Source organism: Micromonospora sp. NPDC047762, assembly GCF_043204655.1.
Lineage (GTDB): Bacteria > Actinomycetota > Actinomycetes > Mycobacteriales > Micromonosporaceae > Micromonospora.
This window is the reverse complement of sequence record NZ_JBIDCQ010000001.1, coordinates 93,746-115,397: the sequence shown is the minus strand read 5'-3', so window position 1 is coordinate 115,397 and position 21,652 is coordinate 93,746. Positions and strand designations below refer to the sequence as shown.

General features: G+C 71.6%; 19 protein-coding genes. 13 read left to right on the top strand and 6 right to left on the bottom strand.

Features of this window, described 5'->3' with window-relative positions; all coding sequences use genetic code 11:
• Positions 1-113 precede the first annotated feature (113 nt).
• The 6 genes from ACGF3C_RS00520 to ACGF3C_RS00495 all read left to right on the top strand — a co-directional run bounded on the left by ACGF3C_RS00520 (position 114) and on the right by ACGF3C_RS00495 (position 7,543).
• Positions 114-1,763, top strand: a complete 1,650-nt coding sequence (locus ACGF3C_RS00520) for an ABC transporter ATP-binding protein (protein WP_393219013.1) — start codon at positions 114-116, stop codon at positions 1,761-1,763.
• Between the two features lie 76 nt (positions 1,764-1,839).
• Positions 1,840-3,204, top strand: a complete 1,365-nt coding sequence (locus ACGF3C_RS00515) for an ABC transporter permease (protein WP_355010188.1) — start codon at positions 1,840-1,842, stop codon at positions 3,202-3,204.
• Between the two features lie 3 nt (positions 3,205-3,207).
• Positions 3,208-4,488, top strand: a complete 1,281-nt coding sequence (locus ACGF3C_RS00510) for an ABC transporter permease (protein WP_393217492.1) — start codon at positions 3,208-3,210, stop codon at positions 4,486-4,488.
• A gap of 144 nt (positions 4,489-4,632) precedes the next feature.
• The gene (locus ACGF3C_RS00505) at positions 4,633-5,337 is read left to right on the top strand and encodes a cytidine deaminase (RefSeq protein WP_357235828.1); all 705 of its coding nucleotides are present in this window, start codon (positions 4,633-4,635) and stop codon (positions 5,335-5,337) included.
• A gap of 134 nt (positions 5,338-5,471) precedes the next feature.
• Complete coding sequence (locus ACGF3C_RS00500) at positions 5,472-6,752, top strand: thymidine phosphorylase (RefSeq protein ID WP_357228097.1); 1,281 nt, start codon at positions 5,472-5,474, stop codon at positions 6,750-6,752.
• A 110-nt stretch (positions 6,753-6,862) separates the two neighbouring features.
• Positions 6,863-7,543 carry a DUF4272 domain-containing protein gene (locus ACGF3C_RS00495; RefSeq protein WP_355009505.1) on the top strand — a complete coding sequence of 227 codons (681 nt, stop codon included), beginning with the start codon at positions 6,863-6,865 and terminating at the stop codon, positions 7,541-7,543.
• A gap of 2 nt (positions 7,544-7,545) precedes the next feature.
• Here ACGF3C_RS00495 and ACGF3C_RS00490 read toward each other — a convergent pair whose 3' ends face one another.
• Entirely contained in the window at positions 7,546-8,640 is a 1,095-nt protein-coding gene (locus ACGF3C_RS00490; RefSeq protein ID WP_393217488.1) for a putative RNA methyltransferase, read from the bottom strand.
• 1 nt (position 8,641) lies between these two features.
• The gene (locus ACGF3C_RS00485; protein ID WP_393217486.1) at positions 8,642-9,130 is read right to left on the bottom strand and encodes a MarR family winged helix-turn-helix transcriptional regulator; all 489 of its coding nucleotides are present in this window, start codon (positions 9,128-9,130) and stop codon (positions 8,642-8,644) included.
• Positions 9,131-9,187: 57 nt separating this feature from the next.
• On the opposite strand from ACGF3C_RS00485, the gene ACGF3C_RS00480 reads away from it, so the two are divergent.
• Positions 9,188-9,646 carry a PPOX class F420-dependent oxidoreductase gene (locus tag ACGF3C_RS00480; RefSeq protein ID WP_357228087.1) on the top strand — a complete coding sequence of 153 codons (459 nt, stop codon included), beginning with the start codon at positions 9,188-9,190 and terminating at the stop codon, positions 9,644-9,646.
• 52 nt (positions 9,647-9,698) lie between these two features.
• Positions 9,699-10,772, top strand: a complete 1,074-nt coding sequence (locus tag ACGF3C_RS00475; protein WP_393217483.1) for an adenosine deaminase — start codon at positions 9,699-9,701, stop codon at positions 10,770-10,772.
• Positions 10,773-10,774: 2 nt separating this feature from the next.
• Here ACGF3C_RS00475 and ACGF3C_RS00470 read toward each other — a convergent pair whose 3' ends face one another.
• Positions 10,775-11,068: a hypothetical protein gene (locus tag ACGF3C_RS00470; RefSeq protein ID WP_238690831.1), complete on the bottom strand. Its 294-nt coding sequence runs from the start codon at positions 11,066-11,068 to the stop codon at positions 10,775-10,777.
• Positions 11,069-11,570: 502 nt separating this feature from the next.
• Between ACGF3C_RS00470 and ACGF3C_RS00465 the strand changes: the two genes are divergently transcribed.
• The 4 genes from ACGF3C_RS00465 to ACGF3C_RS00450 all read left to right on the top strand — a co-directional run bounded on the left by ACGF3C_RS00465 (position 11,571) and on the right by ACGF3C_RS00450 (position 16,693).
• Positions 11,571-15,224: a nitrate- and nitrite sensing domain-containing protein gene (locus ACGF3C_RS00465; protein ID WP_393217481.1), complete on the top strand. Its 3,654-nt coding sequence runs from the start codon at positions 11,571-11,573 to the stop codon at positions 15,222-15,224.
• Positions 15,221-15,625 carry a roadblock/LC7 domain-containing protein gene (locus ACGF3C_RS00460; protein WP_030329023.1) on the top strand — a complete coding sequence of 135 codons (405 nt, stop codon included), beginning with the start codon at positions 15,221-15,223 and terminating at the stop codon, positions 15,623-15,625. The genes ACGF3C_RS00465 and ACGF3C_RS00460 overlap by 4 nt, the downstream gene beginning before the upstream one ends.
• 98 nt (positions 15,626-15,723) lie before the next feature.
• Complete coding sequence (locus ACGF3C_RS00455; protein ID WP_124820399.1) at positions 15,724-16,098, top strand: DUF742 domain-containing protein; 375 nt, start codon at positions 15,724-15,726, stop codon at positions 16,096-16,098.
• A gap of 1 nt (position 16,099) precedes the next feature.
• Entirely contained in the window at positions 16,100-16,693 is a 594-nt protein-coding gene (locus tag ACGF3C_RS00450; RefSeq protein WP_007455465.1) for an ATP/GTP-binding protein, read from the top strand.
• 273 nt (positions 16,694-16,966) lie between these two features.
• Here ACGF3C_RS00450 and ACGF3C_RS00445 read toward each other — a convergent pair whose 3' ends face one another.
• Together ACGF3C_RS00445 and ACGF3C_RS00440 are read right to left on the bottom strand one after the other, a co-directional pair.
• On the bottom strand, positions 16,967-19,411 hold the full coding sequence (locus ACGF3C_RS00445) for a transposase (RefSeq protein ID WP_393219010.1): 2,445 nt from the start codon (positions 19,409-19,411) through the stop codon (positions 16,967-16,969).
• 39 nt (positions 19,412-19,450) lie between these two features.
• Entirely contained in the window at positions 19,451-20,407 is a 957-nt protein-coding gene (locus ACGF3C_RS00440; protein ID WP_393217478.1) for a DNA primase, read from the bottom strand.
• Between the two features lie 160 nt (positions 20,408-20,567).
• Here ACGF3C_RS00440 and ACGF3C_RS00435 point away from each other — a divergent pair, with 160 nt between their 5' ends.
• Positions 20,568-20,906, top strand: coding sequence for a helix-turn-helix transcriptional regulator (locus ACGF3C_RS00435; protein WP_357206520.1), 339 nt, complete (start codon positions 20,568-20,570; stop codon positions 20,904-20,906).
• A gap of 57 nt (positions 20,907-20,963) precedes the next feature.
• Here ACGF3C_RS00435 and ACGF3C_RS00430 read toward each other — a convergent pair whose 3' ends face one another.
• Positions 20,964-21,638: a permease prefix domain 1-containing protein gene (locus ACGF3C_RS00430; RefSeq protein WP_393217475.1), complete on the bottom strand. Its 675-nt coding sequence runs from the start codon at positions 21,636-21,638 to the stop codon at positions 20,964-20,966.
• Positions 21,639-21,652: the final 14 nt, after the last annotated feature.

The following is a 21,652-nucleotide window of genomic DNA, read 5'->3' as shown; positions in this document are numbered from 1 at the left end:
TGCGGATACCCCGCGGGGTCGGAGCGGCCGATCGCGCACCACGGCAGCCGGCCCGGCCCGGTTGGTTCCACGGCAGCTAGGCTGCACCATCGCTCGCACTCCAGGAGGTTGCGCTGAGACTCGAACTGCGCGGCATCACCAAGCGGTTCGGTGATCTGGTCGCCAACGATCACATCGACCTGACGGTGGAGCCTGGAGAGATTCACGCCCTCCTCGGCGAGAACGGCGCGGGCAAGTCGACCCTGATGAACGTGCTCTACGGGCTCTACCAGCCCGACGAGGGCGAGATCCTGGTCGACGGCAAGCCGCTGAAGCTGAAGGGCCCGTCCGACGCGATCGCCGCCGGGATCGGCATGGTGCACCAGCACTTCATGCTGGTGCCGGTCTTCACCGTCGCCGAGAACGTCATGCTCGGCGCCGAGCAGGTCAGGGGCGGCATCGCCGGCTTCCTGGACCGGCGTCGGGCCCGGCGCGAGGTCACCGAGGTGTCCGAGCGCTACAACCTGCAGGTCGACCCGGACGCGGTGATCGAGGACCTGCCGGTCGGCATCCAGCAGCGCGTCGAGATCGTCAAGGCGCTCACCCGCGACGTCGACCTGCTCATCCTGGACGAGCCGACAGCGGTGCTCACCCCTCAGGAGACCGAGGAGTTGCTGACGGTCATGCGGTCGCTCAAGGCGGCCGGCAAGTCGATCGTCTTCATCACCCACAAGCTTGGCGAGGTCAAGGCCATCGCCGACCGGATCACCGTGATCCGGCGCGGCAAGACCGTCGGCACCGCCTCACCGGAGGCCAGCCGGGACGAGCTGGCCGCGTTGATGGTCGGGCGCAACGTCCGGCTCACCGTGGACAAGACCCCGGCCACGCCGGGCGACCCGGTGCTGGAGGTGGCCGGGCTGGTCGTCGACGACGACCGGCAGATCCGCGCTGTCGACGGCGTCGATCTGACGGTCCGCGCGGGCGAGGTCCTCGGGGTGGCGGGCGTACAGGGCAACGGTCAGACCGAGCTGATCGAGGCGATCATGGGCCTGCGCCCGGTGCTGGCCGGCACGATCAGCCTGGCCGGTGACCAGATCAACGGCTGGAAGCCCAAGAAGGTGCTCCGGGCGGGCGTCGGTTACGTACCTGAGGACCGCAGCGTGGACGGCCTGGTCAAGGAGTTCAGCGTCGCGGAGAACCTGGTGCTGGACATCTACGACCGGCCGCCGTTCGGTGCCGGGCTCGCGCTGAAGCCGGACGCTATCGCCGCCTCCGCGAAGGAGCGGATCGAGCAGTTCGACGTCCGTACCTCATCGGCCGACGCGGCGGTGGGCACCCTCTCCGGGGGCAACCAGCAGAAGGTGATCGTGGCTCGGGAGCTGTCCCGGCCACTGAAGCTCCTCATCGCCGCCCAGCCGACCCGTGGCGTCGACGTCGGGTCGATCGAGTTCATCCACAGCCAGGTCATCCGCGAGCGAGACATCGGCACCGCCGTTCTGGTGGTCTCCAGCGAACTCGACGAGGTGATCGGGTTGGCCGACCGGATCGCGGTGATGTACCGCGGCCGGATCATCGGCATCGTCGGCCCGGACACCCCGCGTGAGGAGATCGGTCTGCTGATGGCCGGCATCAGCCCGGACGAGGCCCACGACGCCGTCGCCGAGAAGCCCGACGCGGCAATCGCCGCCGACGAGTCCGGTGCGGCACCCGCCACCGACAAGCCCGGCGCGGCAGACGGGAGCCCGGCGCGCGACGCGGGCTCCGCGAGCGAGGACGAGGCATGAGCGAGCGCCAGCGAGCGAACAGTCGACACTGGGGTTTGGTGCCTCATGGCGTCACGCAGCGAAGCGGAGTGACGGCATGAGCGACCCCAATCCGCAGTCCGGCTCGCCGGACAAGGAGCCGGCGAGCGAGGCGCAGGCCGCGCAGAACGCGCTCGGCAACACCGAACGCGCCGAGGTGGCCACCGAGCCGGACCGCTCGGTGAAGCCGGGCCCGGAGCCGAAGCCGAGCCTGGGCCGGTTGTTCCTGGACAACCTCTGGGCGGCGAACACCTTCACGGTGACCCTGTTGTCGCTGGTGCTGGCGATCGTGGTCGGCGCGGTGCTGATGATCATCTCTGATCCCGACGTGCTCGCCACCTACTCGTACATCACCTCCCGCCCGTCCGACGCGATCAACTCCAGCTGGACGCTCGTCAGCGAGGCGTACGCGAACCTGTTCAAGGGCTCGATCTTCGACCCCGAGGCGTTCTCCGGCTGGTTGGACGGCGCCAACGGCTGGCAGGCGGTGCTCGCGCCGATCTCGGAGACGTTGACCTACGCGGCGCCGCTGGTCTTCACCGGCCTGTCGGTGGCACTGGCCTTCCGGGGCGGCCTGTTCAACATCGGCGCCCAGGGCCAGGCCACCATCGGTGTGATCATGGCGGCGCTGGCCGGCTTCCTGCTGCCGCTGCCGCCCGGCCTGCACCTGCTGGTGGCGGTGCTCGCCGGCGCGCTGGGTGGAGCGATCTGGGGCTTCATCCCCGGCATCCTCAAGGCCCGCGCCGGCGCGCACGAGGTGATCAACACGATCATGCTCAACTACGTCGCCACGTACTTCCTCACCTGGTTGATCGTGCAGAACGGCGTGCAGGACCCGAACCGTACCGACGCGATCAGCAAGGCCGTGGACACCTCCGCCCAGCTGCCCCGTCTGCTCGGCGACAACCTGCGGGTGCACGCCGGCATCCTGCTCGCCGTGCTGGCCACCTGGGCCGTCGCCTGGCTGCTCAACCGCTCGACGCTCGGTTTCGAGCTGCGCGCGGTCGGCGCCAACCCGGACGCCGCCCGGACCGCGGGCATCAGCGTCACCCGGACGTACATCCTGATCATGGTCTTCGCCGGAATCCTGGCCGGCCTCGGCGGCTCGAACATGGTGCTCGGCTCGACCGCCAGCGCGTTGACCCCGCTGGTGGTCGCGCAGATCGGGTTCGACGGCATCCTGGTGGCACTGCTCGGGCGGGTGAAGCCCTGGGGGGTGCTGCTGGCCGCGCTGCTGTTCGGCGCGCTTCAGGCCGGTGGTAACCGGATGCAGTCGTACTCCGGGATCTCGCTGGAGCTGGTGACAGTGCTCCAGGCGCTGATCGTCATCTTCATCGCCGCACCGGCCCTGGTGAAGGCGATCTTCCAGCTCCGGGCCGCGCGCGCCGCCCGGTTGCAGACGAGCCTGGCGAAGGGCTGGTAACTCATGTCCACCATGGCTGTCCCCGACATCGCGGTCGCCCCGGTCGACGAGGGCTTCTGGACCCGCAGCCGGAAGGTCGGTCTCACGCTGCTGGCGCTCGGCCTGCTGGCTGCCGTGCTCTTCGGCGCGCTCGCCACCGACCAACAGGCCCGGTTCACCCTCAGCGACGACGCGGCCGGTGCCGCACTGGAGATCAACGGCACGATCGGGGCGATCCTGTTCGGGATCATCACGATCGCCGCCGGCGCGGCGCTGCTCGCCGGGGTGCCGAAGCGGTGGTTCCTTCCCGTGCTCGGCGTCGGGCTGGTCGCCTTCGTGCTGTCGTTCCTCTGCTGGCAGGTCAGCGCCGCGCCGGCCGGGCAGAACTTCATGCCGCTGGTCAACATCATCCGGGGTACGTTCATCCTGGCCCTGCCGCTGATCTTCGGCGCGCTCGCCGGGGTGCTCTGTGAGCGGTCCGGCGTGGTCAACGTGGCCATCGAGGGCCAGCTGCTGATGGGCGCCTTCAGCGGGGCCCTGTTCGGCAGCATCTCCGGCAGCGTGTGGGTGGGCCTGGTCGCCGCAGCCATCGGCGGCGCGTTCATCTCGCTGCTGCTGGCCGTCTTCGCCATCCGCTACCTGGTCGACCAGGTTGTCATGGGCATCGTGCTGAACCTGCTGGCCGTCGGCGTCACCGGCTTCCTCTACGAGCGGCTGATGCAGACCGACGCCGCGAAGTACAACAGCGCGCCCCGCTTCAGCAACTGGGAGATCCCGCTGCTGAAGGACATCCCGGTGCTCGGTCCGGCGTTGTTCCGCGGCAACATCTTCCTCTACGTCGGGCTGCTCCTGGTGCTGGTGATCCACATCGGGCTGTTCCGTACCCGGTGGGGGCTGCGGACCCGTTCGGTCGGCGAGCACCCGATCGCCGCCGACACGCTCGGCGTCAAGGTGCTGCGGGTGCGCTACCGCAACGTGCTGCTGGCCGGTGTGGTCGCCGGCATCGGCGGCGCGTCCTACACCCTGGCGCTCTACTCGTTCACCAAGAACATGATCGGCGGTAAGGGCTTCATCGCCCTGGCTGCGCTGATCTTCGGCCGCTGGAACCCGACCGGCGCGCTGCTCGCCGCGCTGTTCTTCGGATTCGCCGACCAGCTCGCCACGTACCTGGGCGCGATCAGCAGCTCGATCCCCAGCCAGTTCCTGGCCATGCTGCCCTACCTGGCGACGATCCTGGCGGTCGCCGGGCTGGTCGGTCGGGTCCGGGCACCGGCCGCCGACGGCAAGCCCTACATCAAGGGCTGACCTCCGGGGCGGGCCCGTTCCCACGTGATCAAGTCATGAAAAGTAGATGCCGGGACCGTTCCTGGCCTACTTCTCATCACTTGATCACGGCGGGCGGCCGCCCCTGCCCGCTCCTGACCTGGGCAGCTTGGGCAGAATGGCGGCATGACCGACATTGACTGGGCACGGTTGCGCGCTGCCGCCATCGAGGCGATGCGGCACGCGTACGCGCCGTACTCGACGTTCCCGGTTGGCGCGGCCGCACTTGTTGACGACGGCCGGGTGGTGGTCGGCTGCAACGTGGAGAACGCCGCGTACGGGGTGACGCTGTGCGCCGAGTGCGGGGTCGTGTCCAGCCTGCACGCCACCGGTGGCGGCCGTCTCGTCGCGCTCTCCTGCGTCGACGCGACAGGCGAGCCGTTGATGCCGTGTGGCCGCTGCCGGCAGCTGCTCTGGGAGCACGGCGGGCCGGAGTGCCTGATCGAGAGCAGGACCCGGCCACTGCGGATGGCCGAGCTGCTGCCGCACGCCTTCGGCGTGGAGGACCTGGAGGCCGTCACCGGGGAGACGCCGGTGCCGGTGGTCCCGGAGCGGCTCGCCGCCTGGCGCGGGCGCGGCACCGTCTTCGTGCACCCGGACATGTCCGCCGGTCAGCAGGTCTGGACGGCGTACTGGGAGCGGTCGGCAGGCGACGACGCCGGCGCCGAGACCGGGGTGCTGGAGGAGGCGCCGAGCTGGGACGACCCGGCCGAGGCGATCACCTGGGGCCTGGCCCGGACGCCCCGGGTGGTCGTGGTGGACGCCACCGGCACCATCTTCTGGGCGGGCGAGGGTGAGCCGCCGCTGGAGATCCCGGTTCGCTGGGGTTGAGCTCGGGGATTGGGCCGACCGTGCCCGGCTCCGGGCGGTCAGGCTTGATCCCTCCGCCGGGCACGGTCGGCCCAATCCCTCGGTGCTCGCTGTCCGTGGGTCGGGATCTGCACACGACTAAGAAAGATCATTTGATGAGTGCTTTTGCTGCTGTTGACGTTATTCGGGTCAAGCGGGACGGCGGTGTGCTGTCGGACGCGCAGATCGACTGGGTGGTCGACGCGTACACCCGGGGGGTTGTCGCCGACGAGCAGATGTCGGCGCTGGCGATGGCGATCCTGCTCAACGGCATGACCGGGCCGGAGATCGCTCGGTGGACCGCCGCGATGATCGCCAGTGGTGAGCGGTTGGACCTGTCGGCGGTACGCCGGCCGACTGTCGACAAGCACTCCACCGGCGGCGTCGGCGACAAGATCACTCTGCCGCTCACCCCGCTGGTGGCGGCGTGCGGCGCGGCCGTTCCGCAGCTGAGCGGCCGGGGTCTCGGGCACACCGGCGGAACGCTGGACAAGTTGGAGTCCATCCCGGGCTGGCGGGCCACTGTGAGCAACGACGAGTTCATCGCCCAGCTGGACGAGGTCGGTGCGGTGATCTGCGCGGCCGGTGCCGGGCTCGCCCCCGCCGACCGCAAGCTGTACGCGTTGCGGGACGTGACCGGCACCGTGGAGGCGATCCCGCTGATCGCCAGCTCGATCATGAGCAAGAAGATCGCCGAGGGCACCGGGGCGCTGGTCCTCGACGTCAAGGTCGGCTCGGGCGCCTTCATGAAGTCCGTCGACCAGGCCCGCGAGTTGGCGCGCACCATGGTTGAGCTGGGCGGCGCGCACGGGGTGCGGACGGTCGCCCTGCTCACCGACATGTCCACCCCGCTCGGCCTGGCGATCGGCAACGCGGTCGAGGTGACCGAGTCGGTCGAGGTGCTGGCCGGTGGGGGACCGGCGGACGTGGTGGAGCTGACCCTCGCACTGGCCCGGGAGATGCTCGACGCCGCCGGTCTGCCGGAGGCCGATCCGGCCGCGGCGCTGCGCGACGGCCGGGCCATGGACTCCTGGCGGGCGATGATCCGGGCGCAGGGCGGCGATCCGGACGCGCCGATGCCGGCGGCGGCCGAGGTGGAGGTGGTCCGCGCGGAGCGGGACGGGTACGTCGCGGCCATCGACGCGTACGCGATGGGGGTTGCGGCGTGGCGGCTCGGCGCGGGCCGGGCGCGCAAGGAGGACCCGGTCAGCGTGCCGGCGGGTGTTGTCTTGCACAAGCGGCCGGGTGACGAGGTGCGGGCCGGTGACCCGCTCTACGAGCTGCGTGCCGACGACGCGACGCGGATTCCGGCCGCGCTGACCGAGGCCGCGAACGCGGTGCGGATCGCGTCGACGGCCCCGGCGGCGACGTCGTTGATCATCGAACGCGTCGGCTGATCGATCCGGCGTCGCCCTGGCGTGGTGCCGGTCACGTGGGAGCGCTATTGTCGCAGGCCAAGGGGGGACAACCGGCCTTGCGCCGGCGCGAGCAGACAGGAAGATCCGCCGTGAGCGTTGCTGCCCCCGACCCCCGTGAGGTGCGCGAGGCGAGCCTGGACGAGCTGTCCCGGCTCGGCCTGCCGTTGCCGCCGGCCCAGTTTCCCCTCGTCTGGGAGCCGGGTGATCAGATCGACCTGCGCCCGACCGTGGAGATCGAGGCGCGGATCGCGGTGCTGCACCTGATCCTGGCCCGCTGTTTCGGGATGCCCCCGCAGGCCGCGATGAGCTGGCTGCTCGGCTCGCACCTGGTCGACATGGTCACCCCGCCGGAGTGGCAGTTCGTGATGGGCGGCAAGGGCGACCACCGGTCGTTCGTGCTGCACCACGACGCGCTCTTCGCGCTGGCCTGGGTGCTCGGGCTGAGCAAGCAGCTCGACCCGACGCTGGCCGTCGACGAGCGGCTGGTCGAGCGGCTGCCGCACATCGTCGACGGGGAGACCTTTTCGCACTGGCGCTCCCGGATCCTCACGGCGCCACAGCATCCGGCCGACGCGGCAGCCCTGCTCGACCTGCACTACTGCCTGGACTGGGCGTACCTGGAGACCGAGCGCGGCGGCCGGCGGGCGCCGGGCCTGGTCGACGCGAACGCGATCGGGCAGCGGCGTTGGGCGCTGGAGTGGGCGGTGATCCTGCGCGGGCCGTACCACGACGAGCCGCCCGGCTGGGAAGAGGTCGACCTCTCCACCTGAGGTCAGCGAGGTCGCAGGACGTCGAGCCGGACCGCCACCGTGACCCGGACCGGTTCGGGTAGCGCGGCCAGTCGGGTGGTGAGCGCGGCTGCGTCGGTGTGCCAGGCGCTGGGGCCCATGCCGACCACCGTGGCGACCTCTTGCCGGGTCAGTGCCAACCCGGCCCGGTGCACTGCGGAGCTGACCAGCGTGAAGTGCCCGCCCAGGCTGGCAGCCACCCGGTCGGCCTTGTCCGGGTCCACCCGCAGCAAGTTGAGGGTGTCCACCAACTCGGCGAGGTGGTCGGTGTCGGGCGTGACCACCAGCAACGTGCCGGCCGGGTCGAGCACCCGGTGGAACTCCGGGCCGTTGCGCGGGGCGAACACATTCAGCAGCACGGTGGTCGAGGCGTCCGCGAGCGGCAGTCGCTGCCAGGTGTCGGCGAGCGCGGCGGCGGCCCGGGGATGCGCGCGGGCCGCGCGGCGCAGCGCCGGCTTGGACACGTCCAGGGCCAGACCCACGGCGTCCGGCAGCGCCGCCAGCACCGCGCCGAGGTACCGGCCGGTGCCGGCGCCGGCGTCCACCACGAGGGGGTACGCCCCGAAGTCGGGCGCCGGCGGCTCGACGTCGGGCGGCGGCGGCTCGACGTCGGGCGGCGGCGGCTCGACGTCGGGCGGCGGCGGCTCGACGTCGGGCGGCGGCGGCTCGCCCCGTACCTGCGGTGTCGGGTCCTTTGCTCTGCACCCGCCGAGGCGACGGCTCGGCGGGGAGACCGTCGCTTCGGCGGGTGCAGAGCAAAGGGTGGGTGGAGCGGGTGCTGGGTACGGGGCGTCCGTCGCGCCGAGACGGCTGACAGCGTCCGTCGCGGCCGCGGCGAGCGCGGCCGAGATGACGTCGTAGTGCCCGGCGGCCTGGAAGTCCGCGCGGGCCGCCACCATGTCGAAGGTGTCGCCGACGTGCGGGGCGCGACCGGTGAGCAGGTTGACGTAGCCCTGGCGCGCTATGTCGAAGCTGTGCCGGCGTGGGCAGCGCAACGCCCTGGCGGTGCCGGCTGTCGCCTCGGCCAGTGCCTCGCCGCAGACCGGGCAACGCAGCCGGTCGAGGATGCGGGGGTCCACCTCAGGCCTCCCGGTCGTGCCGTGCGGCCGGCGCCCGCCCGCCGAGGTGGTCGACCACCCGGTGAGTGAGCGCGCCGAGCGCGTCGATCTCCGCCGGCGTGAGCAGGTCGATCAGGTGCCGGCGGACGGCGGCCACGTGGCCGGGGGCGGCGGACTCGATGGCCTGCCGCCCGGCGGCAGTGAGGACGACGACCGAGCCTCGGGCGTCGTCGGCGCACTCCTCGCGGGTCACCAGGCCGCGCTGCTGCATCCGGGTCAGGTGGTGGGAGAGCCGGCTGCGCGACCAGAGCATGCGGTCCGCCAGCTCCCGCAGGCGCAGCCGCCCCTGAGGTGTCTCGGAGAGGTCGGAGAGCACGTCGTAGTCGGCCTCAGAGAGGCCGGCGTCCTGGGTCAACTCCCGGGCCAGCTCCAGGTCGAGCAGCCGACGCATTCGGCGGTAGCCGCGCCAGGCGCGGTCCTCCCGTTCGTCCAACCACCGGGGTGCGTCCATCCGTCGAGTCTAACGCTTTCGTTGACATGTCATCGATATGCCCCTAGATTCGATGACATGTCAACGAGTTCTCCCCAGCGGCCTGGCGCGCCGACCGCCGCCGCTGGTGAACGGCTGTGGGAGCTGTTCGGTCAACGGGGGCGCGGAGTGCTGGTCACAGTGCGCCGGGACGGGCGGCCCCAGCTGTCCAACCTCGACTACCTGGCCGAGCCGGGGTTGCTCCGCTGCTCCACCACCGGCGACCGGGCGAAGGTCCGCAACCTGCGCCGCGATCCCCGCGCCAGCTTCCACGTCACCACCCCGGACGGCGGCGCGTACGCGGTCGCGGAGGGGGCCGTGACGCTCAGCGAGCCGGCCATGGCCACCACCGACGAGACGGTCGACGAACTGGTCGAGGTCTACCGCCGGATTCGCGGTGACCACCCGGACTGGGCGGACTACCGGGCCGCCATGGTCGCCGACGGGCGGTTGGTGATCCGCCTCGACGTGCACCGGGTGTACGGCTGGCGGCCGTGACGCCCGGCCGGTCCCGTACCCGTCCTCCAAGGCCGCTGACTAGGGTCTGAGCATGGTCGCAACTATCCGGTACGAGGACATCGTCAAGGTCCCGAAGGCGCTGCTGCACGACCACCTCGACGGTGGGCTGAGGCCGGCGACGATCGTCGACCTGGCCGCCGAGGTGGGCCACGAACTGCCCACCACCGACCCGGAGGCGCTCGGACGCTGGTTCGCGGACGCGGCGGACTCCGGCTCCCTGGAGCGCTACCTCGAAACGTTCGCGCACACCGTGGCCGTCATGCAGACCGCGCCCGCGCTGCGTCGGGTGGCCCGCGAGTGCGCCCTGGACCTGGCCGCCGACGGCGTGGTCTACGCCGAGGTGCGTTTCGCCCCGGAGCAGCACCTGGAACGGGACCTCAGCCTGGACGAGGTGGTCGAGGCGGTGCTGGCCGGGTTCGCCGAGGGCACCGCCCAGGCGGTCGAGGCGGGCCTCACCATCCGGGTGGGCACCCTGCTCACCGCGATGCGGCACGCCGCCCGTTCCCAGGAGATCGCCGAACTGGCCGTGCGGCACCGGGATGCCGGGGTGGTCGGCTTCGACATCGCCGGCGCCGAGGCGGGTTTCCCGCCCACCCGGCACCTGGACGCCTTCGAATACCTGCAACGGGAAAATTTCCACTTCACCATCCACGCCGGCGAGGCGTTCGGTCTGCCGTCGATCTGGCAGGCGATCCAGTGGTGCGGGGCCGACCGGCTCGGCCACGGGGTGCGGATCGTCGACGACATCGCCCCCGACGGCTCACTCGGCCGGCTGGCCGCGTACGTCCGGGACAAGCGGATCCCCCTGGAGCTGTGCCCCTCGTCGAACGTGCAGACCGGCGCGGTGGCCTCGATCGCGGACCACCCGATCGGCCTGCTGCGGGACCTGCGCTTCCGGGCCACCGTCAACACCGACAACCGGTTGATGAGCGGCACCTCGATGTCGCGGGAGATGTCGCTGCTGGTGGAGACGTTCGGCTACGGCTGGAAGGAGTTGCAGTGGTTCACCATCAACGCGATGAAGAGCGCCTTCATCCCGTTCGACGAGCGGCTGCGGATCATCGATGACGTGATCAAGCCGGCGTACGCGAAGTTGCTGCCCTGAGCTCAGCCGTGTGGGTGGCCGGCGAGCAGCCCGGCCACCCGGCGCAGCACCTCCCGGGCCCGGGCCGCCTCCGCGCCGAGGCCCATCTGCCGGCGCAGCACGGCCGGCTCGGCCCGTAGCAGCGTCACCCCGCGCCGAATCAGCACCCGGGGCGCCTTGCGCTGCTCGGACAGGTCACGGGCGAGTCGGCGCAGGAAGGTGGCCCCGCGCGGGCGTCGCAGCGCGTACGCCCCGGCGAGCAGGCCGCGGCGACGGCACTCCTCGACGATCTCGGCGGCGAAGATCCCTTCGGCCACGAAAAGTGGCGATCCGGCGACATCAAATGGCCGGGTGGCCACCCGCCGATCAGCGCCGATCGCATAAACCGGCACATCGGCTCGGCCCTCACGGGCAAGTTGGGCAATGATTTCCACCGCACTGAGGGCGTCCCAGGAGTGCGGCGATTCCCAATCCACCTGGCCGTTTCGTCTCGGCAACGTAGGGTCATCGCCGTCTTTGTAGAAGTCGTCCAAGCAAAGCACCGGCAAGCCGGTTTGCTGCGCTATGTACGACTTTCCGGACCCCGATGGGCCGGCCAGTAGGACAACTCGGTGCGGATGTTCCATTACCTTCAGTTACTCCGGCCAGACAGACTGCTATCAAATCGCATCAACATCTCATCACACCTTCGGTCTGGGACAACCTGGGCTTTCTTCTTGTCGACCGGCGTGATGGAATCTCGGGGGTCCGACCCGCCGGGTCGGTCGCTGGGCGTTGCCCGGGGCAACGCGTTCAAGCTGTAATCGCGAGGGCGGTGACGTGAGCAAACGGCCAAAGACGGCGGGCTCCTTCCTGTCGCGGCTGCGCCGGCCGGCCAGCCGGCTCCGGGACATGCCGATCTGGTCCAAGCTCGGTCTCATCATGATCGTGCCGACCATCGCCACGGTCGTGGTGGGCACCAGTGGTCTCATCGACCACGTGGAGACGCTCAACAATGCCAACCGAGCTGGCGACCTGGCGAATCTGTCGAGCTATTCAGGTGATCTGGTCGACACCCTCCAGGACGAGCGGACCGCCGCCGTGCTGCTGCTGGGTGCGGACGGAACGCAGCCGACGGCGCAGTACCAGGAGGCCTACAACCGGGTGAACTCCCGGGTGGACCAGGCAGCGGCCCCCTACCGGCAGCAGCGGGCCGAGGTCGAGGACCTGCCGGGCAGCCTGGAAGGTCTGCTCGACAGCATCGACCAGAACCTTCAGGACCTGTCGGGCGTCCGCAGCCAGGTGTTCAACGGCAAGCTCGCGCTCACCGAGACCGTGCAGGCGTACGAGGGCCTGATCAGTGACCTGCTCGCCATCCGCGACTCGTCCACGCAGCTCGCCGGTGACAACCAGCTGAGCGACCGGATGCGCGCCGCCGCGGCGGTCGCCCGGGAGAAGGAGTTCCTCGCCGTACGCCGGGTCGTGGTGCACCGCGCGCTGGGTGTGAAGGGCGGTCAGCGCCTGACCCCCGCACTGCGTCGGGACTACGTCGCCAGTGACACCGGCCAGCAGCAGGCCCTGCAGAGCTTCAAGGCCGTCGCCACCCCGGACGACGCCAAGTTCCACGACCAGACGGTCGCGGGCGGCGACCGTCGGCAGGCACAGAACTACACCGGCTGGATCGACGGCAACACCACCGGCAACATGCGCGGTGCGCCGTTCGGCCCGGACCAGTGGGAAGCCGCCATGACGGCCAACGCCAAGCTGATCCGCACCGTCGAGGTGAAGCTCGACAGCGAAGTGGTCGACCAGGCCGACGCGCTCCGCTCGGACGTCCAGCGCCAGGTCTTCCTGGAGACCGGCCTGCTGCTCAGCATGCTGCTGCTGGCCATCCTCTTCGCCTACCTGGTGGCCCGCTCGATGGCCCGCTCACTGCGTGAGCTGCGGCAGGGTGCGCTCTCCGTGGCCCAGTACGGCCTGCCACAGGCGGTGGCCCGTCTGCGCGACCCGCAGGTCGTCGGGCAGCTCTCACCGGTGCAGCTGGCCAACCAGATCGCCGAACCGCTGCCGGTGCGCAGCAAGGACGAGTTCGGCCAGGTGACCGAGGCGTTCAACGCCGTCCACCTGGAAGCCGTCCGCACGGCCGCCGAGCAGGCGGCACTGCGTGCCTCCGTCGCGACCATGTTCGTCAACCTGGCCCGTCGTTCCCAGATCCTGGTCGACCGCCTCATCGGGCACCTCGACCGGCTGGAGCGCGGCGAGGAGGACCCGGACCGGCTGGCCGAGCTGTTCCAGCTCGACCACCTGGCCACCCGGATGCGCCGTAACGACGAGAACCTGCTGGTGCTCGCCGGTGCCGACTCCACCCGTGTGCAGCGTGAGCCGGCCGCTCTCATCGACGTGCTGCGCGCCGCGCAGTCCGAGGTCGAGCACTACACCCGGATCGAGTTCGGTGTCATCGACCGTGACATCGAGGTGGCCGCGCACGCGGTCAACGACCTGGTGCACCTCGTCGCGGAGCTGTTCGACAACGCCACCGCGTTCTCCCCGCCCGACTCGCAGGTGATGGTCGAGGCTCGCCGGGTCGGCGACCGCTCCTCGCTGTACGTCGAGGACCGTGGCATCGGCATCAGCGCCGAGCAGCTGCACGACCTCAACGAGCGGCTCGCGACGCCGCCCCAGGTGGACGTGGCCGTGTCCCGGATGATGGGCCTGGTCGTGGTCGCCCGGCTGGCGTCGCGGCACGGTGTCCGGGTCGAGCTGCGCCCCGGCAGCGATCGCGGCACTGTCGCCGAAGTGAGCCTGCCCACCTCGGTGCTGGTGCCCCGGGCGCTCTCCGGTCGGGTGCAGCAGCCCCCGGCGCTGCCGGCGGCCGGTACTCACCAGTTCGGTGGCCCGCAGTCCGGTGCTCCCCAGTTCGGTGGTCCGCAGTCCGGTGGGCCCGCGCCGGTCTTCGGCGCGCTGCCCGCGCTGGGCAACGGTCCTCGCCCGAGCGAGTCCGGCAACCAGGTCACCCTGGGCGGTCGCCCGTTCGACCCCGCGACGCGCAACGGTGCCGGCACCTCCGCCAACGGCGGCGGGTACCGGTCGATGCCGGCCTGGTCCGACCTGACCGGCGCGGCCGGGACGAACGGCGTCAACGGCGGCGACGGGTTCACCCCCCGGTCGGCCAACGGCCACGGCATCGACCCGCTGCCGCAGCGCCGGGGCGGGGACGAGACCCCGACCACCGACCAGCAGCCGACCATTCCGCGTCAGCTGCCGAGCAGCCCCGAGGCGCATCCGTACTCGGCGCCGCCGGTCTCGGCGCAGCCCTACTCCGGTGCCCCGGTCTCCGCCTCGCCGGCCTCCGGCCAGCCGTACTCCGGGCAGCCCTACTCGGGTGCTCCGTACGGCGGCGCGCCGGTGTCCGCCGCTCCGGCCTCCGGGCAGCCGTACGCCGGTCCGCCGGTGTCCGCGTCGCCGGTCTCGGCCTCGCCGGCGTCCGGTCAGCCGTACGCCAACCAGCCGTACTCGGCGCCGCCGGCCTCCAGCCAGTCGTTCAGCGGCTTCGCGCCCCGGTCCGCCCCGCCCGCGCAGGCACCCAACGCCCCGGCGCCGCCGGCCTGGCCGCCAGTGCCGGGCAGCGACCGGGACACGGCCACCCCGCCGGTGCCCGAGCGGCTCGCCGCCGCGCTGGACATGACGACGGAGCTACCGCGGGTGCCGCGACCCGGCGAGCAGCCGGCCGCAGCCCAGCCTCCGGCTCCTGCGCCGACCCCGGCAGCAGCGTCGGCGCCGGCTCCGGCTCCGCAGACCCGGCCGACGCCGCAGCAGCCGCAGGCGCAGAACCGTCAGCGGTACGCGGATGAGACGATGGAGCTGCCGATCTTCAGGGAGCTCGAGTCGGCCTGGTTCCGTACCCGTCGCCCGGGCTCCGAGGAGACCGCGGCCGGCGCTCAGCCAGCGACGAACGGCGACTCCGCGACCCAGCAGTTCGCCACGGTCGAGGCCACCGGTCGGGCAGTCCACAAGACACCACCCGGGACGACAGGTAACACACCGATGGCAGACACTCCGACGGTCGGAGGAGCGCCGCGGGACAACGGCTCCACAGCGAACGAGGGCACCCGCCCCAGCCTCGCCGAGAGCCTGCCGAACCGCCGGCCCCAATCGCAGAGCAACGGCTGGCAGACCGCCGCTGACGACGGCTGGCGTGCTGCCTCCGCGGCGGCCGGCGCGGCGCCGGTGAGCGAGACCACCACGACCGGTCTGCCGAAGCGCAAGCCGATGGCGCAGCTGGTACCTGGTGCGGTGGAGAAGCCCACCACCTCGGTCCAGCGGCGCTCCCCGGAGGCGGTTCGTGGCCTGCTCTCCGCCTACCACCGGGGCGTGCAGCGAGGGCGTAGCACCTCGGACAACCCGACCAGCCCGGAGGCGACTCCGGGAGGGCAATCCTCGCAGTCTGGCTCAGGCCCGGTGGCCGGGAGCGGGCAGAAGGAGCAAGAAGGATGACAACTACGCAGGATCTTGGTTGGCTGCTGGCCAACTTCGCCGACCGGGTGCCCGGCGTCGCGCATGCGGTCGCCGTATCGGCGGACGGCCTACTCCTCGCGTCGTCACGGGATCTGCCGCGCGACCGGGCAGACCAGCTCGCCGCGATCTCATCGGGTCTGGTCAGCCTGACCCAGGGGGCAGCACGCTGCTTCGAGGGAGGCGCGGTGTTGCAGACCGTCGTGGAGATGGACAATGGCTTCCTGTTCCTGATGTCCATCTCCGACGGCTCGTCCTTCGCCGTGCTGGCAGCCCGCAGCTCCGACGTGGGCCAGGTTGGCTACGAGATGGCGCTGCTGGTCGACCGGGTGGGCGACGCGCTGACCCCGCAGCCGCGTGCGGCTGCGGGCATGCTGGGCTGACGTCTCGCCGATCGTGAGGTCGGCACGACTTCAACAACGACAACGACGGGTTTCACCGGTGGGAGCCGGTAACGGGTGCGAAGGAGGTGAGCGGCGAGATGGCCGATCGTGACGAACCAACCGGAGCGTTGGTCCGTCCATACGCCGTGACCCGTGGTCGCACCCGTCCCCGGCTCGACATCGCGCTGGAGGCGCTCGTCGAGACGACGGTGCGCGGCCGTACCGCTGCCAATGGCAACGGTGGTGGCCGCGAACACCAGTACATCGCCGCGCTGTGTGACGGTCGCGTGCAATCGCTCGCGGAGATCGCGGCGCGGATGCAGCTCCCGCTCGGTGTGGCCCGGGTGCTCATCGCCGACATGGCGACGGACGGCCTGGTCGCGGTCCACGAGCCGACCATTTTGGACGACTCCGACGACGCGGTGGGCACTGAACTGCTGGAGAGGGTGCTGAGTGGACTTCGCAGGCTCTGACATGTCGCACCGCCCGCCGAACCCGAGCGGCCGCGTGACGTCGGCGAAGATCGTTATCGCCGGTGGATTCGGCGTCGGTAAGACGACGCTGGTCGGCTCGGTCTCGGAGATCACGCCGCTGACCACCGAGGCCATCATGACCTCCGCTGGCGTGGGCGTCGACGACACCCGGCAGGTGCCGGGCAAGACGACGACCACGGTGGCCATGGACTTCGGCCGGATCTCGATCGACCGTGACCTGATCCTGTACCTGTTCGGTACGCCGGGTCAGACCCGTTTCTGGTTCATGTGGGACGAACTGGTGCGGGGTGCGATCGGTGCGGTCGTGCTGGTGGACACTCGCCGGCTGGCCGACTGCTTCGCGGCGATCGACTTCTTCGAGCACCGACGCCTGCCGTACCTGGTGGCGATCAACTGCTTCGACGGGATGCAGTACCACGACCCGCAGGACGTCCGGGACGCCTTGGCGATCTCGAGCGACGTGCCGGTGGTGGCCTGCGACGCCCGTAACCGGGAGTCGACGAAGCACGTGCTGATCTCGCTGGTCGAGTACGTGCTGACCATGCGCCGTACGCGCGCCGTCGCCCCGGCCTGATCCGGGACGCTGCACGCCCCGGTGGTGGCTCCGGCCGCCATCGGGCGCTGCCAGCCGCCCGGGTGAGTGCCCCCGCGCTGGCTCGTCGCACGGACGAGCCAGCGTGCCGCTGAGCCGCCTCCTGACGATCCTGGAAGCCGTCAGCCCCGTTCCGGGGCACCGGCCACCCACCGTCCTCACGAGGCGGCTTCTGCGTGCCCGGGGAGATCGCCCCGCGCAGACGTAAGCGCCCCCAGCCAGCCGGCTGGGGGCGCTTACGCGTGTGCGAAGGGGTCAGGACTGGTAGCCCGCCGAGCGGTACTCGTACTCCCGGTCGTCGTCGCGGTCCCCGTGGTCGCGGCTGAAGTCCCAACCGCCGGCCGCCTCGCGACCGGGTCGACCACCCACTGCGAAACCGCCGATCTCCTGGCCGCGACGCCAGCCCCGGAAGTAGCCGGTGGTGTTCTCCGCGAGGCTTGCCGCATCACGCACTATGCGCAATGGGCGCTCCTCGCGCAGCGGCGAACCCGGCACCAGGTTGGCCTGCGGCACGCGCTTCGGCAGCCCGGCGTTGGTCTCGGCGCCCACCGCCGGACGGGCGGCCTGCTCCGCGGCCTGCCAGCCGGTGTCGGCGGTGGTCGACCAGTCCAGGTCGGACTCCTCGGCCTGCCCGACGAACCAGGCCGACTTGGCCTGCGCGAAGATCAGAAGATCGCCGTCGCCCTCGTCGGCGACCGGCGGCGGCCGGTGCTCCATGGGCGGTGGCCGGTGCTCGACCGGTGGCGACGGCCGGTGCTCGGCGGCGCGCTCGGTGCGGGCGGCCGCCCGGCCGTTGCGAGCGGCCTGCTCGCGGTCGACCAGGCGCAGCGGCGGCGTCTCCAGGTGCTGGTCCGCGGGAGGGTTGAGCCCTTCGCGCAGCGCACGGTCGGCCAGCGGCGGCGGCTCCACCAGCCGCAGCATCGGCGGCTCCGGCGGCAGGTCGTCCGCCAACCACGGCGGGGTGACCCGACCGTCGGCCCGACCCGGATCGGTCGGGGCTTCGACACCGCGGCTGCCGCCGTACGAGTAGGCCACCGGGTTGTTCGGTGAGCTGTCGGACGGGTCCTCCGGGTTGTTGACCAGCGGCCAGTTCGCACGGGAGCCGGGCGGTGCGGCCTCCTGCCCCGGTCGAGGGGTCGGCACCGGAATGCTGAGATCGGTGGCGCTGAACCCGCCGGTGGGTGGCTCGTCGACCGGGCGTTGCAGGTGGCTCGGCCGGGGCTCACCGTTGGTCTTGGGGCGGGGCGGAATGACCGTCCGCTGCCGCTCGGCCCGCGCGTTGTTGATGGCGGCAGTGGTCAGCGTCGGCCGGAACGGCTCACCGGCCTCGGCCGGCGGCACCATGCCCCGCTGCGTCGGCGCGATCGGGGTGATCCCGGGCGGCGGAGGCGGCGGCGCGGAGACGGGCCGGTTGGTCGGGCCGTCGATCCGGCTCGGAAGCGGCTCGCTGCGACTGGGCAGCGTGGACGGCGGCGGACCAGCCATCGCCGCCGGAGTCATCGGCGCGGGTGCGACCGGCGGCGGCGTGACCGGCGCGGGTGCGACCGGCGGCGGCCCGAGCGGGCGGGGCGACGCCAACGGCGCGTTACCGGGGATCGGTTCTGGACGGCTGCGCCGCCCGACAGCGGGTGCCGGGTCGGCGGCGGGCGGGGTGGGCCGGACCGACCGCAACCCGGCGTTGGTGCCGGCGAGGCCCGTCAACCCGGCGTTGGTGCCGGCCAGGCCCGTCAACTCGCCGACGGACTCGCCGCGGCGGGCCGCAGCCCGGCGGCCGGGGGCCTGGACCGGCGTGCTGACCCGCGAGCTGAGCGCGCTTACCAGCGCCTCACACCCGGCGTCGCAGGCGCGTACGGAGGCGACGGCCTGGCGGACCGTCTCGGCCACCGCGGACGTGAGCGCCCGATTGACCGCGGCCCGTCGGGGTGTCTCGGAGATGGCGACCCGAAGGGCGGTGACCGCCTCGTTGATCTCCTCGGCATCGGCGACCCCGTCCGCGGCGAGGTGCGCGGCGATGGCATCCGCAGCGACCGACACCTCGCGGCCCCGGGCCACGGTGCCGCCGAGCATGCCCGGCTCGGGCAGCGCGTCCAGCACTGCCAGAGAGACCGGCTCGGCCGGGTCCGGGTAGGCGCGCAGGGCCGCCGGGTAGAGCTCACGCAGAACCTCGCGCAGCGCCACGGCGGCGGAGTGCCGGCCACTGGCCAGCGCGGCGTGCGCGGAGAGCACCTGCTTGTATCCGGCGAGGTCCCGGGGCGCCGGCAGGGTGACGGCGGAGAGCGCCCCAGCCTGCAACGCGCGGGCGAGGCCGACCGCCCGCCGTTCGGCCGGAGGCGACTGCATCTCCTCAAGAGAGTCGTCGTCGGCGAAGCGCTCGGCGAAGTCGTCCACCGAGTCGTCGTCAGCGATCGCCAGGGGTCGCCCCGCCGCGCTCAGCAGCGACGTGACCGTGTGGTCGTCGCTGTCGGCGGCGATGGCCGCACCGCTCGGCCCGCCCGACCGCTCCACGAGCAGCGCGACGAGCTGGGCGTAGCCAGCGGCGTCATCGCTGATCTCGCAGACATGCAGCAGACGGCCTGCGTCGTCGACCACAGCGGACGTCAGCGTCGAACCGGCGGAGGCCGGTCGGTCAGCCGGATCCGCCGAGGCCAGACCGCAGTAAACGCGCACGAGCGCCACGGCGTCGTCCTCCTCCCGGGACAGGTCTTTCCTCTGCCAGCAACTGATGCTCCCCGGTACGGGTCAGTCGCGCCAGTCCACCACCGCAGAGATCTTGCCGACAATGGTGCGCCAACCCAAACTTGCGGTCTGCGCCCCGATCTTCTTCAGCCGTCGCCGAGCCATGAACGCGCCGATCCCGCCGTTGGCGGTGCCACGCAGAGCCTCGTCCAGGTCGTCGAGGCTGGAGCCGGCCGAGAGCATGTCGAGTACCGCAGGCAGCCGCAATGCGTACGAGAGGTCACGCGCGGCCTCGCCCGCCTCGATCAGCAGGGTCGAATCCCACGTGTCGTGCCCGCCGCGCAGGTTCTCCACGACCAGGTCGAGCTCGTAGGTGTCCTCGTCCAGCGGAGCGATATCTGCCGGCTCCACCCGTTCGGACAATTCATTCCAGCTGTCCAGTTGGGACAGATCGTTGGGCGCACCGGATCGGATGAAACTGACAAGCGACTCGGGGGTCTTGAACAGCAGCAGCTTGCCCCGGTTGCTGAGGAAGACCGGCACCTCCTCGTCGTCCGCCTCGTCCGCGACTGCCTCGTCCGACTCGTCGCCGGTCCCGGTGTCGGTGGCGGCGCCGTCCCGGCGGCGCGTCGACTCGTCGTCCTCGTCGGCGAACTCCTGAGCCAGCTCCTCGTCGAGGATGACGACGGTCTCGTCGTCCTCGTCCTCCTCCTCGATCGCCTGGCGGCGGGCGAGGAACGGGTCGTCCTGGTCGCGCTCGGTCACGTCGGTCGGAGTCAGCGAGCTGGCCGGTCGGTACGCCCGGAGCGTGAAGCCGGTACCGGCGGGCAGGGCGATCTCCACTGGGTCGATGCGCAGCTCGTCCCAGAGTGAACGGTCGATCGACGCCGACGGGCGGTCGGTCTCGACCTCGTCTGGCTCGGCCGCGCCGGTGGTGTCGTCGAGCTCGGGCTCGTCGGCGTCGGGCCGTTGGGGCGACTGGCGGGCCACGCTGACCTCCGTGTGCTTCGGGTTGCCCACCCACCGGGGTCTCTGACCGGCGAGTGACTCTGGGCACATACCCTAGTCGGCGGCCCTGGGTGACCGGTGCCCGCACCCCGGTGGCCGGTTGGCGCACGGGTCCGACCTGCTGGTCGTGGTCGCTGGCGAAGTGACGGTTCGACAAGTAGCGTAGCTACGCATGAAGGCCCAGGCGCTGCACGGCCATCTCGACGCTCTGCTGCTTGCCGTGCTCGAACAGGGCGCGCTGCACGGCTACGCGATCATCGAGGCGCTGCGCGCCCGCAGTGACGGCAGTCTGGATCTGCCCACCGGCACCATCTATCCGGCGCTCCGTCGCCTGGAGCGCGCCGGTCACGTGGCGAGCACCTGGAGCACTGTCAGCGGCCGGGAACGACGGACGTACCAGCTCACCGACTCCGGCCGGCGGGCGCTGGCCGGGGAGCGGGCCGGTTGGCGCGAGTTCCAACTGACCGTCGGCCGGTTCCTTGATTCCGGCAGCCCGCCCACCCCGGCCTGACGCGCCCACGGCTGACGCGCGCCCACTCCGGGCTGGCCCGTTCGCGCCGGCCGGTGATCAGCGGGTGGTGGCCAGCAGCCAGCCCCGCGCCGCGCGGGTGAGCGAGAAGTAGGCGCCTCCCACCAACACGGCTCCGATGATCATCGGGGGCCAGTGCAGCGCCGCCTCCCAGAGGTTCAACGACCAGGTGAAGAGGGCACCGCCGGCCACCATGCCGAGGATCAGGACGCCGGTCAGGCCGGTGCCCACGGCACGCTGGGCCAGAGCCAGGCCCGGCCGGGGTGCCCGTGCGCTCGCCCGGACCACCAGCAGGCCGGCCACCGAGAGCAGCAGCGTGCTCATCCAGATCCAGTCGACCGAGTTGGAGAGCAACAGGTAGCCGGCGGGTGGGCGGGGGCCGTCGCTCCAGCTCGCCCCGCGCCAGGTCAGATCGCCGGCGGCCACCCCCACCCCGGCGACCGCCAGCATCCGCAGGGAGAGTCCACGCAGGGCGCCCACCGCCAGCTCGGCCTGCCAGGACGGCAGCACCTGCGCCGGTGAGCCGAACTCGGCCACCGCCCTGCGCTGCGCCTCGGTGGGTGGCACCCCGCTCTCGCGGTACGCCTCCACGGCGTCCAGCAACCCGTGCCGGGCCTCGGTCAGCAGGTCGGACTTGAGTCGCGCCGGCCCCCGCAACCGGGCGGCCAGCTCCCGCAGGTGCTCGTCGACCATCACGTCCTCACCGCGCCACATGGCACCACCCTGCC